The sequence below is a fragment of the Halopolyspora algeriensis genome (genome assembly GCF_003337235.1).
Taxonomy (GTDB): Bacteria; Actinomycetota; Actinomycetes; order Mycobacteriales; family Pseudonocardiaceae; genus Haloactinomyces; species Haloactinomyces algeriensis.
In genome coordinates this window covers 200,842-215,422 of record NZ_QPJC01000004.1, presented here as the reverse complement: position 1 = coordinate 215,422, position 14,581 = coordinate 200,842, and the positions used below count along the sequence as shown (strand labels likewise).

At 68.8% G+C, this 14,581-nt stretch carries 13 protein-coding genes; 8 read left to right on the top strand and 5 right to left on the bottom strand.

Annotation, left to right across the window (positions count from 1 at the left end):
* Positions 1–70: 70 nt before the first annotated feature.
* The gene (locus DFQ14_RS09045) at positions 71–331 is read right to left on the bottom strand and encodes a DUF6480 family protein (protein ID WP_114452721.1); all 261 of its coding nucleotides are present in this window, start codon (positions 329–331) and stop codon (positions 71–73) included.
* Between the two features lie 134 nt (positions 332–465).
* On the opposite strand from DFQ14_RS09045, the gene DFQ14_RS09040 reads away from it, so the two are divergent.
* Together DFQ14_RS09040 and DFQ14_RS09035 are read left to right on the top strand one after the other, a co-directional pair.
* On the top strand, positions 466–1,134 hold the full coding sequence (locus DFQ14_RS09040) for a HemK2/MTQ2 family protein methyltransferase (RefSeq protein WP_114452719.1): 669 nt from the start codon (positions 466–468) through the stop codon (positions 1,132–1,134).
* Positions 1,109–1,348: a CDGSH iron-sulfur domain-containing protein gene (locus tag DFQ14_RS09035; protein WP_114452717.1), complete on the top strand. Its 240-nt coding sequence runs from the start codon at positions 1,109–1,111 to the stop codon at positions 1,346–1,348. The genes DFQ14_RS09040 and DFQ14_RS09035 overlap by 26 nt, the downstream gene beginning before the upstream one ends.
* A gap of 40 nt (positions 1,349–1,388) precedes the next feature.
* On the opposite strand, the gene DFQ14_RS09030 is transcribed toward DFQ14_RS09035, so the two are convergent.
* From DFQ14_RS09030 to DFQ14_RS09020, 3 genes are read right to left on the bottom strand one after another with little or no spacing between them, the layout of a single operon-like run.
* On the bottom strand, positions 1,389–2,414 hold the full coding sequence (locus tag DFQ14_RS09030) for an iron-containing redox enzyme family protein (protein ID WP_114452715.1): 1,026 nt from the start codon (positions 2,412–2,414) through the stop codon (positions 1,389–1,391).
* A 58-nt stretch (positions 2,415–2,472) separates the two neighbouring features.
* A complete protein-coding gene (locus DFQ14_RS09025; protein WP_114452713.1) occupies positions 2,473–3,645 on the bottom strand; it encodes a carboxylate-amine ligase in 1,173 nt (390 codons plus the stop codon).
* 38 nt (positions 3,646–3,683) lie between these two features.
* Entirely contained in the window at positions 3,684–4,757 is a 1,074-nt protein-coding gene (locus DFQ14_RS09020; protein WP_114452711.1) for an NAD-dependent epimerase/dehydratase family protein, read from the bottom strand.
* Between the two features lie 234 nt (positions 4,758–4,991).
* Between DFQ14_RS09020 and DFQ14_RS09015 the strand changes: the two genes are divergently transcribed.
* The 5 genes from DFQ14_RS09015 to DFQ14_RS08995 all read left to right on the top strand — a co-directional run bounded on the left by DFQ14_RS09015 (position 4,992) and on the right by DFQ14_RS08995 (position 11,783).
* Positions 4,992–6,788 carry a thiamine pyrophosphate-requiring protein gene (locus tag DFQ14_RS09015; protein ID WP_114452709.1) on the top strand — a complete coding sequence of 599 codons (1,797 nt, stop codon included), beginning with the start codon at positions 4,992–4,994 and terminating at the stop codon, positions 6,786–6,788.
* 70 nt (positions 6,789–6,858) lie between these two features.
* Positions 6,859–9,972: an FAD-binding and (Fe-S)-binding domain-containing protein gene (locus tag DFQ14_RS09010; RefSeq protein ID WP_114452707.1), complete on the top strand. Its 3,114-nt coding sequence runs from the start codon at positions 6,859–6,861 to the stop codon at positions 9,970–9,972.
* A gap of 124 nt (positions 9,973–10,096) precedes the next feature.
* On the top strand, positions 10,097–10,516 hold the full coding sequence (locus DFQ14_RS09005; RefSeq protein WP_246195444.1) for a phage holin family protein: 420 nt from the start codon (positions 10,097–10,099) through the stop codon (positions 10,514–10,516).
* Positions 10,513–10,875, top strand: coding sequence for a DUF3618 domain-containing protein (locus DFQ14_RS09000; RefSeq protein ID WP_158546682.1), 363 nt, complete (start codon positions 10,513–10,515; stop codon positions 10,873–10,875). The genes DFQ14_RS09005 and DFQ14_RS09000 overlap by 4 nt, the downstream gene beginning before the upstream one ends.
* A gap of 41 nt (positions 10,876–10,916) precedes the next feature.
* Positions 10,917–11,783: a glycosyltransferase family 2 protein gene (locus tag DFQ14_RS08995; protein WP_476702817.1), complete on the top strand. Its 867-nt coding sequence runs from the start codon at positions 10,917–10,919 to the stop codon at positions 11,781–11,783.
* A 48-nt stretch (positions 11,784–11,831) separates the two neighbouring features.
* On the opposite strand, the gene DFQ14_RS08990 is transcribed toward DFQ14_RS08995, so the two are convergent.
* Entirely contained in the window at positions 11,832–13,271 is a 1,440-nt protein-coding gene (locus DFQ14_RS08990; RefSeq protein WP_246195443.1) for an MFS transporter, read from the bottom strand.
* A 489-nt stretch (positions 13,272–13,760) separates the two neighbouring features.
* Between DFQ14_RS08990 and DFQ14_RS08985 the strand changes: the two genes are divergently transcribed.
* Positions 13,761–14,564 (top strand): SDR family oxidoreductase, encoded by an 804-nt coding sequence (locus DFQ14_RS08985; RefSeq protein WP_114452698.1) that lies wholly within the window; start codon positions 13,761–13,763, stop codon positions 14,562–14,564.
* Positions 14,565–14,581: the final 17 nt, after the last annotated feature.

Genomic DNA, 14,581 nt, shown 5'->3' with positions numbered 1-14,581 from the left:
GCCCGTCTTCGAGCCCGGCTCTGTCGCTGCAGCGATCGGCCCGGTTCGGATGTCCGCGCAGGCGGGACTTTCAGGTCAGCATGCCGACCGCCAGCATGACGAAGAACAACGCCACCAGCACCGCGATCAGAGCGATGCCGATGAGCCACAGCCATTTCATCGGCCGCGCTTCGGCGCGCTGTGGGTGCGAGACGCTGTCGGTGGCCGAAGCCGATTCCGGGGGTGTCTCGCCCGGAGGAACCGAACCACCGGGCTCCAGGCCGGGGGTTTCCTCCGGGTCCGGGTGCTGCGAATCCTGGTTGTCCGGTTCCTGGGGGTCACGGGCTGACATGCTCGCTGGTTAACCCGAGCGCCGGATCTCGAAACCCGCTCGCGCTCGCCGGCCCGCTCGGCACGGTGCCTGTTGATACCGGCTCACCGGAGACGACCGGTTTAGGCACCGGCCGGCGAGGTACACCCGATGGTGTGTGGTTACTCAGAGCGCCCGGAGTGTACCGACCTCAGGCCGATACCCGACTTCTCGTCGAAGCCATGCGACAAGCCGCACTGCCGCTGGGGGCGCGCGTGCTCGATGTGGGGACCGGGACCGGCGTTCTCGCCGTGGCAGCGGCACGGGCCGGTGCCACGGAGGTGACCGCCGTCGACATTTCCCGGCGAGCGGTGCTGGCTGCCCGCCTGAACACCCGGATGCGGCGACTGCCCGTCCGGGTCGAGCACGGTGATGTGCCCGATCCCTCCACCGCGAGTCGCCGATTCGATGTGGTTCTGGCGAATCCGCCGTACGTGCCCTCGGCCGGGCCTTTCCCGCCGGAACGTGGTGGTGCCCGCTCCTGGGACGCGGGCAGCGACGGGCGCGCCGTCCTGGACCCGCTGTGCCAGCGGGCATCACATCTGCTGGTGCCGGGAGGGACGTTGCTGATCGTCCACTCGGCACTGTGCGGTGTGGACCGGACACTGACGCGGTTGCGGCAGTCGGGACTGAAGGCCACGGTCGTCGCCCGGCGACCGGAGAGGTTCGGACCGGTGATGCGCGAGCGGATCGACCTGCTGGAATCCCGCGGCATCATCGAACCCGGGCAACGGTACGAACAATTGGTGGTGATCCGCGGTGACCGACCCGAGCCCCCGGCCTGACCCGGAAGGCGGACAGCAGGGGCGCGACAGGCGCAGGGTGACCGTGGTGCCCGACGGCCCCCTGCTGATCGAGGGGCCGGTGGAGCTGGTGCTCGCGGACGGCACCGCGGTCGAATCGGACCGCTTCGTGGTGGCGGTGTGTGCCTGTCGCCGCAGCAAGCGCTATCCGTTCTGCGACACCAGCCATCGGCGGCGCGTCCGGACGAACGAGTGAACGCCAACTTTCGTTACTTCTATACGGGTGAAAGTTCCGTTCACTCCGTTCGTTCTGTGGAAAGAGGGCGCCGCAGCGACGTCCTGCCCTCGTGCCAGGCGCCGAACAGATGCCGGGCCAGCTTGCCCTCCAGCAGCTCGGTCGCCTGGATGCCGAAGACGACATCGGCGGTCAGTTCCGGTTCCCTGTCGAGCAGGTCCCCGATGACATCGCGGCGCATGATCTGCTCGTGGACCGCGTCGGCCTCGATGTGCTCGGTGAAGAACAGGATGCACTCCGCAGCGGCGCCGAGCCGTTCCAGACCACGGGCCAGGCGCTGTGCGCTGGGCGCGGTGCTGATCTCCGCGGCCGTGAAGTGACCGACCAGAGCGCCGCGCAGTCCCCGGTGCAGGCCCAGCATCGACATGAGGTTGACGATGCCGATCGCCGGGGCGGGCACGTCGTCGAGATAGTGCAGGTAGCCGGAATCCAGTCCCGCAGCGTCCATGAGATCGGCGAAGAGCCGGGCGTGGACCCGCTCTCCCCGGCCCCCGCCGAACTCGTCGAACTCGACCGCGACGAGAGCGGCCTTGGCCTGTCCCTGCAGGCGGGGAATCACCCAGGCATGCGGGTCGGCTTCCTTGAGGTGATAGATCGACCGGTGCGCGAAGTACTCGCGCATCTGCCACCACTCGGCTGTGTCCCGGAGATGGTGCGAGAGGCTTGCACCCGGCACCGGCTCGGTGAGCAGGTCGTCGAGGACGCCCGTGACATCGGTACCGCCGTCGACGTCCGAACGCAGCGCGTGCAGGAAGCTCCGTTCGAGCGCGGCGCGTGCCCGCAACAGCTCGGGATCCCACTCCCATGCCGCAGACACCGACCGGAAACCGCGATAGTGCAACTCGTAGCAGACGTGCAGGGCCAGCGCCAGGTCATCACCGTAGGGATCGGCCCGGTCCACCTCCGCCTGTGGCAGGGGGACCGGCGAGCGGTCGTGCGCGAGAGCGGTCACCACGGCCTCGGACAACGGCCCGCGCGGTTCGGGCAGTGTGGGGCTCACGACTCGGGCAGTGCCGATGGCACTCATGCCGACCTCCGAAATACGAAGAGAACTCTCACCGTCGGAGTACCCGCAGCCGCAGCTCCTACCCGTGCTCCGTGCCGATGGTTTCCGCCTTCGGGACACGGTCCGGGCAGCCGGGAGCGGTTCGTTCGGCGAGCATGTGGATCACCGCGTCGGAGCCGTTTCGCGCGGCGCCACGCTGCCGTTCGGCACCGATGCCCCACCGGAGAACGAACGCCAGGCACCGGCGAACGGCGCCGAGGTCCCCGGTCTCGTCGAGCGCGGGCCGCACCCGTTCGAGCAGCTCGTGGACGAGTTCGATCGCCGGAATCCGCTGCTCGGTCACCGGATGCACGCCGTGGCCGCGAAGCCCGAAACGCGCTGCCGCCCAGACCGCGGCCGCCGCGACCTGGTCGGGCACCGCAGGAGCCTCGACCCCCGCGGAGAGCTCGGCGAGCGCGGTGCGGACCAGGGCACGGCCCAGCGCGGCTTGCAGGGTCGCCTCCTCGGCCGTGATCGCCGCGTCGGCCACCCGCAGCTCCACGGTGGGCAACCGTGGTGACGGGCGGGCCAGCCAGAACGACATGCCGGTGTCCATGAGGACTCCGCAGTCGACCAGCTGTGACACCCGAGCGTCGTACTCGGCCGCCGAGGTGAACCACGGTGGCATTCCGGCCCCGGGGAATCGGGACTGCTGCACCATGCGCCAGCTCGCATAGCCGGTGTCGCTGCCGCCGTGGAACGGCGAGTTCCCGGACAGAGCCAGCAACGTCGGCAACCACGGCCGCAGATGGTTGATCACGGCCACGGCGGTGTCGCGATCCGGGACGCCGACGTGAACGTGACAGCCGCACGCCTGGTAGTCGGTGATCACTCCCCCGTAGATCCGTGCGCTCCGGGTGAAACGTTCGCCAGGGGAGACCGGAGGCGGGGGACCGCTCAGCGGGGGAGTGCCCGAGGAGACCAGCCGCACCCGTTCGAGTCCGGCCGCGGCGCCGAGGCGGTCACGGGCCTTCCGGAGCTGCCCGCGTAGCTCCGGGAGGGTGGTACAGATGCCGGTCGAGGCTTCGACCTGGGTCTCCATCAATTCCGGATGTACCGCCGCTGCCGGAAGCCGGTCGGCCACTCGCGCCAACACCGGCGAGGCACCGGGAAAGGGACGACCGGATACGTCGTCGACCAGCAGGAACTCCTCTTCCACCCCGAACGTCGCGCCCGTGGCGGTGGCAGCATCCGGCGGTGCGTGAGCACGCATCACATCTCCCCGGCAGGCCGGACCCGCCGCACGACTGCTTATTGGCGCTCACCGACGCCGGTTTTGAGTTCCTGCACCCTGCCGCCGGGGATCTCGGGAGCCAGCGGCGGTGTGTCGGCTCCCCCGTGGTGGCGCAGTCCCTCGACGAAGGCGGAAATGGCCTCGGTGGAGCTGTACCGGGGAGTCCACCCCAGTTCCGTGCGGGCTCGTGTCGTGTCCATGATCGGAAGGTGCAGCACCGCATCGAACAGCTGTGGTGAGGCGGGTACCAGGTGCAGGGTCCATGCACCGGCCAGAGCGGCGCGTACCGGCGCGCTGGGGATCCGGACGGTACGGGTACCGAAGAGTTCGGCGAGTTGCGGCCCGTCGATGATCGGATCGGCAGCGATGTTCACCGCTCCGCGTACCGGCGTGTGCACGGCCAGCCGATAGGCCTCGGCGGCGTCCGCCGTGTGCAGCGCCTGGAAGCGCAACCCCGGCATGTCGGGAATGGCGGGCAGCAGTTCCGGGTGCGCCAGGCGCTCGGGCAGCAGGGGGCCGGCGAACAAGCGCCGCTGCTGGGAGGCCGATTCGTGCTTGAAGATGAATCCCGGGCGCAGACGCGTGATGCGCAGGTCGGGGTGCTGCTGCTCGAACGAGTCGAGGCACCGCTCGACGTAGGCCTTTTCCCGGGTGTAGGCCGCAGCCGGCCACCCGTGCGTGGGCCACTGCTCATCGACCGCACGGGTCTTCGGCCCCGGAGAGTAGGCCCCGACCGAGGACGCGTAGACGAGGTTGCGCACGCCGGCCTCGGCGACCGCGTCGAACACGCGCAGACTCCCGTGCACGTTGTTGCGCCAGGTCGTGGCGGGATTGTGCGTGGGCTGGAAGATCCACTCCAGGTGCACGACCGTGTCGAGACCGCGAAAGCGCGACACCAGGTCATCGGTGCAGGCATCGGTACCGATCCACTGCACCTTCGGCGAGGACCACGTCGCTTCGCGGCGTGACAGAGCCCGGACCTCGGCGATCTCGGGATCGTGGCTCAACGCCTCGACGAGACTCGTACCGACATTGCCGGTCGCGCCGAGGACGGCCACGCGTGTGCCGCCGGACTGGGTGTGCTCGGCCATCGATAACTCCGTCGGGAACATGTCGGCAGGGGTTGCCTCGCGGATGCCCGGTCACTGCCGCGCCAAACCATCGACGCGGTCCTGCGGGCGGGGTCCGGTAGTTGCCGGGACGGGAGCACGGCGCGGGTCGCCGGGCGAGCCCGACTCGCCAGACACCGGAGAGTGTGACGCGGGCACTGATCGGGTAGCCGTGTCGACGACGAGGCAAGCGGCGAGAACAGGGAGCGAGCCCCCATGGCACAGCAGGTCGCGGATTTCGTGGTGCAGCGTCTCCGGGAATGGGGAATTCACTCCATCTACGGTTACCCCGGCGACGGCATCAACGGTCTTCTCGGTGCTTTGAACCGTGCCCAGGGTGACCCGGAGTTCCTGCAGGCCCGGCACGAGGAGATGGCGGCGTTCATGGCGACCGGCCATGCGAAGTTCACCGGCAACATCGGGTGCTGTACCGGCACGTCCGGGGGCGGAGCGGTACACCTGCTCAACGGTCTCTACGACGCCAAGCTCGACCGCAAGCCCGTGCTGGCGCTGGTGGGGCAGCAGAAACGGGTTTCGCTGGGTTCGAACTACCAGCAGGAGATCGACCTGACCACGCTGTTCCGGGACGTCTCGGAATTCGTCCAGGTCTGCATGGAACCTGCGCAGGCGCGAATGCTGGTCGACCGGGCGATCAAGACCGCACTGACCCGCCGCGGCGTGGCCACACTGATCCTGCCCGGTGACGTGCAGGAGGAAGAGGCCGTCACCTCGCCGCCGCGCATGCACGGTTCGACCTACACCAGCGTCGGCTGGAGCCGCCCGCGGATGTTGCCGGACACCGCCGAACTGCAGCGGGCAGCCGAGATCCTCAACGGCAGCAGCAAGGTCGCCATGCTGGTCGGGCAGGGAGCCCAGGAGGCCCGCCAGGAGGTGCTCGATGTCGCCGACAAACTGGGGGCGGGCATCACCAAGGGGCTCGTCGGCCGCGCGGTCGTGCCCGACGATCTGCCGTACGTCACCGGACCGATCGGGTTGCTCGGTTCCGCGCCCAGCGACGAGATGGTGATGAACTGCGACACGCTGTTCGTCGTCGGCTCGAGCTTTCCCTACGCCGAGTGGCTGCCCGAGGAGGGCTCGGCGCGAGGTGTCCAGATCGACAACGACGGCACGATGGTCGGTACGCGATATCCGATGGACGCCCATGTCGTCGGGGACGCCAAGGAGACCCTGCAGGAACTGCTGCCGCTGCTCGAGCACAAGCAGGACCGCTCGTGGCGGGAGACGATCGAAAGCAACGTGCGCGAATGGGAAGGCGTCCTCGATCGGCGCGCACACCAGGAGGTCAACAAGGTCAATCCCGAACTGGCGGCCCGGGAGCTGTCCCCCCTGCTGCCGGACAGGTGCATTCTCACCTGCGACACGGGGTCCATCACCAACTGGTGGGCGCGGCACCTGACACTGCGCGAGGGGATGGACGCCTCGCTGGCGGGGACGCTGGCCAGCATGGGGCCCGGCACTCCCTACGCGATCGCGGCCAGGTTCGCCTACCCCGACCGGCCGGTCATCGCCTTCGTCGGTGACGGGGCCTTCCAGATGAACGGCATGCTCGAACTGATCACCGTGCAGCGCTATCCGAACCGGATGCGCGGAGCCCCCCTGATTTTCTGCGTCTTCAACAACCGGGACCTCAACCAGGTCACCTGGGAGCAACGCGCGATGGCCGGTGATCCCAAGTTCGAGGCCTCCCAGGACATTCCCGACGTGCGCTATGCCGAGTTCGCCAGAATGCTGGGACTCGAGGGGATCCACTGCGACCGGCAGGACCGGGTCGCCGATGCGTGGCAGCAGGCCCTGGCCGCGGATCGGCCCGTCGTCCTGGAATTCGAGGTCGACCCGGAGGTCCCGCCGATCCCGCCGCACATCAAGCCCGATCAGGCCAAGAAGGCGGCCAAGGCCGTGGCGTCCGGAGACCCGCAAGCCGCAGGCATCACCAAGACCGGATTCCGCCAGAAGATGGCCGAGTTCTACGAGAAACTTCCCGGCAACAGCTGAACACGCCCGGCCCTCGGACCCGCTTCCGGAACCGTCGAGCACGGCTCGACAGAACAGGAAAGGTGTGACCATGGCCAGCGTCGACGTCGAGTTACAACCCCCTCGACGGCGTCCTGAGAACTCCGTGGACATCGAGGCGCTGCAGCGTGACCTGGATTCGCGAGTGGATGGCGAGATCCGGTTCGATGCGGGCAGCCTCGGGGCGTATGCCACCGATGCGTCGAACTACCGCCAGGTTCCCCTCGGACTCGTGGTGCCCCGGTCCGTGGAGGCCGGGGCCGAGGCGATCGCCGTGTGCCGGGAGCACGGCGCGCCGGTACTGTCCCGCGGGGGAGGAACCAGTCTGGGTGGGCAGGCCACCAACGCGGCGATCGTGCTCGACTGGACCAAGTACTGCCATCGCCTGCTGTCGGTCGATCCGGACAACCGCACGTGCGTGGTCGAACCCGGAATCGTGCTCGACGACCTCAACGCCCAGCTCGCCCCGTACGGGCTGGAGTTCGGGCCGCGCCCCTCCACGCACAGTCACTGCGCGCTCGGCGGCATGATCGGCAACAATTCCTGCGGAGCCACCGCCCAATGGTCGGGCAAGACCAGTGAGAACACTGTCGGCCTGGAGATGCTCACCTATGACGGTCTGCGTTGCTGGGTGGGACGCACCGGCCGGGACGACTACGAGCGCATCGTGGCCGAGGGGGGCCGCCGGGCGGAACTCTACCGGGGCCTGGCCGAGCTGGCCGAGCAATCGGGGGATCTCGTGCGGGAGCGCTTCCCCGACATCCCCCGGCGAGTTTCGGGTTACAACCTCGACGCATTGCTTCCCGAGCAGGGGTTCGACCTCGCGGGACTCCTGGTCGGCAGCGAGGGCACTCTCGCCACGGTGCTGCATGCCGAATTGGCGCTGGTTCCGGTGCTGGAGCACACGACGATGCTCGTGCTCGGCTACGACGACATCGTCGATGCGGCCCGTGCCGTGCCGGACATCCTGGCCAACAGCGAACCCACCGTCCTCGAGGGTGTCGACGACCGGCTCATCTACTTCGAGCAGGTGAAGCGGCTTTCCGAGGAAGCCCGGCAGATGCTGCCCGAGGGAGCCGGTTGGCTCCTGCTGCAGTTCGGCGCGCACACCCGCCAAGAGGCCAATGATCAGGCCGATCGGCTGCTGGAGGCGCTGTCCAGGACTCGCCACCACCCGCGGGTGAATTTCTCCGACGACACGGCCACGGAGCAGGAAATCTGGCGAGCCCGGGAGGCAGGGCTCGGTGCCACGGCCCGTCCACCGGACATGCCCGACACCTGGCCGGGCTGGGAGGACTCCGCCGTGCCCCCGGATCGGCTCGGTGACTACCTCGACGACCTGCGGGAACTGTTCACCGAGTACGGTCTCGGCAGGCCGTCCCTGTACGGGCACTTCGGTCAGGGGTGCGTCCATGTCCGCATCCCCTTCGATCTGTTGACCGCCGGCGGCATCGACAACTTCACGCGTTTCCTGCAAGCCGCCGCGGATCTCGTGACCGACTACGGCGGCTCGCTGTCCGGTGAGCACGGTGATGGCCAGGCACGCGGCCCACTGCTCGATCGCATGTTCGGTACCGAGGTCGTGGGCCTGTTCGAGCGGGTCAAGGAACTGTTCGATCCCGGCAACAGGATGAATCCCGGCAAGGTCGTGGCGTCCTACCGTGCCGATGAGAACCTGCGACTCGGTACGGACTGGCATCCCGAGCAACAGGACACGTATTTCGGCTATCCCGAGGACGACGGCAGCTTCGGGCGCGCCGCCATGCGCTGTGTCGGCATCGGCAACTGCCGCAGCCTCGAACAGGGGCAGGTGATGTGCCCGTCGTACAAGGCCACCGGTGAAGAGGAGCACTCCACCCGTGGCCGGGCCCGGTTGCTCTACGAGATGCTCAACGGGCACGGCGACGGGCCGATCACCGACGGGTGGCGTTCGGAACGCGTCCGTGACGCGCTGGACCTGTGCCTGGCCTGCAAGGGCTGCAAGAGCGACTGCCCGGTCAACGTGGACATGGCCACCTACAAGGCCGAGTTCCTCTCCCACCACTACCAGGGGCGCGTGCGGCCCGCGGCCCACTACTCGATGGGGTGGCTGCCGCTGTGGGCCACTCTCGCCGAGCGCGTCCCCAAGCTCGCCAACGCGGTGCTGCACGCGCCGGGACTGGCCGGGCTCGGCAAGCGCGCTGCCGGGATCACCCCGGAGCGCGACGCTCCGCTGTTCGCGGAGGAGACCGTCCAGCAATGGTGGCGCCGCCGGACCGAGCGCGAGCCCGACCCTGCAGGGCAGCGCACGGTCGTGGTCTGGCCGGACACGTTCACCAACCATTTCCATCCGCACATCGGACGAGCGGCGGTCCGCGTGCTCGAATCGGCCGGATTCGACGTCGTGGTCCCGCAGATGCCGGTGTGCTGCGGGCTGACGTGGATCTCGACCGGCCAGCTCGCCACCGCCCGAAGGGTGCTGCGCCGGACGTTGCAGTCCCTGCGTCCCTGGCTCGAGGCGGGAACTCCCATCGTCGGACTCGAACCCTCCTGCACGGCGGTGTTCCGTTCCGACGCGCCGGAGATGATGCCCGCCGACCAGGACGTGGCTCGACTGGCGGGGCAGGTGCACACCCTGGCCGAACTCCTGGTCGGCCGGGCACCCGAGGGCTGGCAGCCGCCGCAGCTGTCCCGACGCGCCGTGGTGCAGACCCACTGCCACCAGCACGCGACCGTCGGATTCGATCCCGACACCGAGATCATGCAACGTGCCGGGATCGACGTGCGGCCCGTCGGTGGCGGGTGCTGCGGTGTGGCGGGCAACTTCGGTTTCGAAAAGGGGCACTACGACGTGTCGATGGCCTGCGCCGAGGAGGCGCTGCTGCCCACCCTGCGGGAGACGACCCCCGAAACTCTGGTGATCGCCGACGGCTTCAGCTGCCGCACCCAGATCGAGCAGGCGGGCACCGGCCGGACCGCGATGCACCTGGCCGAGGCCCTGCATCTCGGACTCGTCGGGGACACCGGCGGACCGTATCCCGAGCGCGGTGCGGACCGCCCTGCCGCCGGCCGCACCGCGGAACGAGTGGTGAGCGCGGCCACCGCGGTGGCGGCGGGCTCGGCGGTGGCGGGGCTGGCCGGACTGCTGCGCAAGGGCCGCTCCGTTCCGGCGCGGCTGCCGAAGTGATGCATGTGCCCGCCTCGCAGTGGGTATGCAGCCGGGTAGCAGCAAGCGCGCCGGCAGGCGCGGGAGGGTGGGCTGTTCGAGGCGGCAGGTACGTGATCGGCCAGTGACGAGGAAGGCAATGACCGTGAACGAGACTCAGGACTTGCACAAGGACCCTGTATCGGAGCGCTCCACGACCGAGCTGGTCCGCGACCTCGGGGAGCAGCTCTCCACGCTCATCCGCACGGAACTGCGGCTGGCTCAGCGGGAACTGCAGCACAAGGGCAAGGAAGCGGGCAAGGGAGCCGCGCTGTTCGGCGTCGCCGGTGTGGTCGCCGGATTCGGTGGGCTGGCCATGCTCGCCGCCGTCATCCTGCTGATCGCGATCGTGCTTCCGGTATGGCTGTCAGCGCTCATCGTGGGCGCCGGGCTTCTGCTGATCGCCGCTGCCATCGCGGTGCTGGGGCGCTCCCAACTGCGCAAATCGACACCGCTGATGCCGGAGGACGCCGTCGGCGGAGCCCAATGGGATGCCCGGATCCTGAAAGAGGCGACGAAGAAATGACGAACACGCAATCGGGCGGGGAAGACAAGCGCCCGCCGTATCCGGGCACCCCCAGTACCGAGGAAGAACATCTGCACACCGATCGTGACGTGGCCCGGCGCGAACTCGGGGAAACCATCGACGCGCTGGCCCGCAGGGCGGACCTGCCCACCCGGTCCCAGCAGGCGGCGCACACCTACATGGTCAAGGCCCAGGATGGTGCCGCCACCCTGGCACGGTCCGTGCGCCGTGGCCGTGAGTCCGGGATGCAGTGGGTGCTTCTCGGGCTGCTTGCCGCCGCTGCCGCGCTGGCCTCGGTGCTGGGGCTCGTGAGGTTGCGGCTCCGTCGTCGCCGCTCGAACCGGTACTCCCGCCGATGACAGCCGGGAGAGAGGGCGACGCGAAGGTGACCGTGGCGGTCATGACGCACAACCGCCGGGAGGAAGTGCTCCGCACCCTCGAACACATGACCGCGTTGCCGGATGCGGCGCCGATCATCGTCGTGGACAACGCATCGGCGGACGGCACGGCCGAGGCCGTCGCCACGCACCACCCGCAGGTGCTGCTGCTGCGCAGCCGGGCGAACCTGGGAGCCGTGGCGCGGAACCGGGCCGTGGAACACGTCGACACACCGTATGTCGCCTTCTGCGACGACGACGTTCGCTGGCAGCCGGGTGCGCTGAGTCGCGCGGCCGAGCTGCTCGATCGGTATCCGGCGCTCGCGGCGGTGACGGGGCGTTGCCTGGTCGAGCCGGATCTCGCCGAGGACCCGTTGACGCCGGAGATGCGCGAGTCCCCGATCCCGGCACCGCCCTGGCTGCCGGGACCGGCCGTACTCGGGGGGTTGGCCGGTACCACGATGTTTCGCACCGCGCCGTTCCGCGAGGTCGGTGGCTATTCGACACGGCTGTGGTTCTGCGGGGAGGAGGAACTGCTGTCGATCGATCTCGCCGCCCGCGGTTGGTGGACCTGTTTTGCCGAGGACGTCCTCGTGCACCACAGTCCCTCCGAAGCCAGGGACTCCGGGTGGCGCCGCCGGATCGGTATCCGCAACACGCTGTGGACCACGTGGTTGCGCAGACCCTGGCGGAGCGTGCTGCGCCGCAGTGCCGCCGTGCTGTCCTCGTCCCCGAAGGATGCCCCCACCCTGCGGGCGGTGGCCGAGGCGGCCCGCGGGCTGCCGTGGGTTCTCCGGGAGCGGCAGGTCGTGCCCGCTCGGGTCGAACGGGACCTGTGCCTGCTGGAGGAACCGCAGCGGAACTCCCGAGCCCGTCGCTACGTCGGGTGAGGCTTCCCGCCACGGCCGGGGGTGGTGCTCGGCGTCGGCTGCCCGGTTTCAGTGCCCGGAATCCGTGATCGGTACGGCTTCCGTCGCGTGCTGCCTGCCCGTGCCGGGACGTGTCCGGTCGGCCGTCGTGGTCACCGGGTCCGCATCGGCGGGCTTGTCGATGCGGAACAGCCACCGCGGATTCCGTGCCGGGCGGGACCCCTCCCCGGCAGCCGGCTCCGGGGTCGGCTGGTGTTCCTGCGGCTGTGGCTGCCCGGTGTCCGGTGCGGGAACCGTGACCAGCTGAGCCCACTTGCGTTCGGCGGGCATTCCGCGCCGCTCCGGCATCCGGGCGAAGTGGACCCATGCAGCCACCGTTGCCAGCGAGGTCACCAGACCGGCCAGCTGCAGCGCGTGGCCGGGGCCGGCCTGCTCGCACAGCCACCCGAGCACGGGCCCGCCCACGGCGCCGGAGGCCGCCGTGACCATGCCCTTGGCGGACAGGACACGCCCGCGCATCTCCTCGTCCGAATCGAGCTGGATCCGCGTGCTCATGGTGGTGTCGATGACCACCGCGCCTGCCGCGATCGGCAGGAGGACGGCGGCGAAGAGCAGCAGTACCGGCGCTGTTCCGCTCAGCATCTGCAGCAGGCTCGTGCCCAGCGCCATGCCCAGCAGGATGCGCAGGGTGAGCTCCTGGCGGGAGGCGGCCAGGAAACCGCCGAGCACGGTGCCGACCGCGAACACCACCGACAGCACGCTGTAACCGGCGGCTCCGGCCCCCAGTGGGCCGTGGCTCATCGCCGCCATCGTCACCTGGTAGTTGCGTCCCAGGCTGGAAAGTACGAAACTCAGCACGAACAGCACGATCATCGGCCGGTGCCCGAGGACGTAACGCAACCCCGCTTTCGCGCCCGCCTTCTCGGGGGAACTGACGGCCAGCCGGTACATCGACTCCGGCCGGACCCGCTGGATCGCCACCAGCACACCGACGAAGCTCAGGGCGTTGAGCAGGAACAACCATCCCTCGCCGGTGACACTGACCAGTGCTCCGGCCAGGCTCATGCCGAAGATCCTGCCGCCCGAGCTGATGACCGAACCGAGGCTGAGGGCGTTGCTCAGGTCCTCCCGGGAGACGAGTTGGGAGCCGAACCGGCCCAGCGCCGGGCCGTCGAAGACGGTCACCGTGCCCGAGATCAGGGCGATGCCGAATATGGCGGCAAGCGGGGCACCCGTCCAGGCCACCACGGCCAGGCACAGGGCCAGCAGCGCGTGCAGGGTCTGCGTCACGAACAGCACGCGCCGTACCGGCCAGCGATCGGCGATGGCACCTGCCCACGAGGCCAGGAGCACGCGGGGCAGCGCCAAAAACATCAGCGACAGGCCGAGCAGGCTCGCCGAGCCGGTCATCGTGAGGACGAGCCAGTTCACTCCGAGGTTCTGCATCCACGCGCCGGTCACGGACACGAAGTCGGCAACGGCCCAGCGCCGGTAATTGGGATGCTTCAACGCGCGGAATGTGGTCGCCAAGGACGGGCGGGAGATCTCGGTCCTCCTGAAGACACATCGGCATACCCGGAAGCGGACCCGCAGGGCCCCGGCATGTCCGCGCTACGGAGTCACGAGTCGTGGAGACGAACGCCGGAGTCGGGGTCTGTGCCCGCGGCCGCGGGCACATATCGACATCAGCCACTCTGACAAAGCTATATCGATTCCGATACCGAATGTGTTTGCTATCTCAAGAAGTGCTTACCCATGAGTGGTAGTTGTGTGCTTTCTCGGAAGAAATTGACTACACAGGGTCAAAAAGGTGGCAATGATCAGGGACGTCTGCTCGCGCAGGCCCCTTCCTGCTCCGCGCGCCCGGCCGGGTTTCGGTATGCGCCGTGCCGGGAATTCCGCTGCTGACTCGAAGTCTGCGTTGGGGGAGGGGCGATCGTGACCAGGCGCGAGCAGGCACCGGGGCAGCAGCAGAAGCCCCCTGGAAGCACGGGCGAGATGGAGCCCGAGCCGGATGACGAGATGCGGGCCTACGTGGGCCGTGGCTTGCTCGACGGCGCGCGCACCCTGGTCACGGGGGGTGACTCGGGGATCGGTCGCGCGGTGTCGGTGGCTTTCGCGAAGGAGGGCGCCGACGTCGCGGTGGTGTATTTCGACTCGTCGGAGGACGACGATGCCGAGCACACCGCGAGCCTGGTGCGACAGGAGGGCAAGCGATGCTTGCTGTACAAGGGTGATCTTGCCTCGGAGGAGTACTGCGGGCACGTGGTCGACGATGTCGTGGACGGGCTGGGCGGTCTCGACGTTCTCGTCAACCACGCCGGAACCCAGTATGTCGAGTCGGACTTCACCCGAATCTCCACCGAGCAGTTCGACCGTACGTTCAAGGTCAACGTCTACAGCATGTTCTGGGTGATCCGTGCAGCTCTGCCGCATCTGACGCGGGGAAATTCGATCATCAACACCGGATCGGTCAACGGTCTTCGCGGCAACAAGTCGATGATGGATTACGCGACGAGCAAGAGCGCGGTGCACACGCTGACGAAGTCACTGGCCCAGTCCCTCGCACAGAGCGGTGTGCGGGTCAACTGTGTTGCGCCGGGACCGGTGTGGACCCCGCTGATCCCGTCGACTTTCCCGGAGGGCAAGGTCGAGGGGTTCGGTGGCCAGGCGCCGATGGGGCGGATGGGCCATCCGGACGAGATTGCCCCTTCCTATGTGTTCCTTGCCTCCGAGCTGCTGTCCAGCTACTACACCGGCCAGGTTCTGGCTCCGATCGGCGGTGAAACTCACCCGGGTTAGCGGGGAGGACAAGCCCG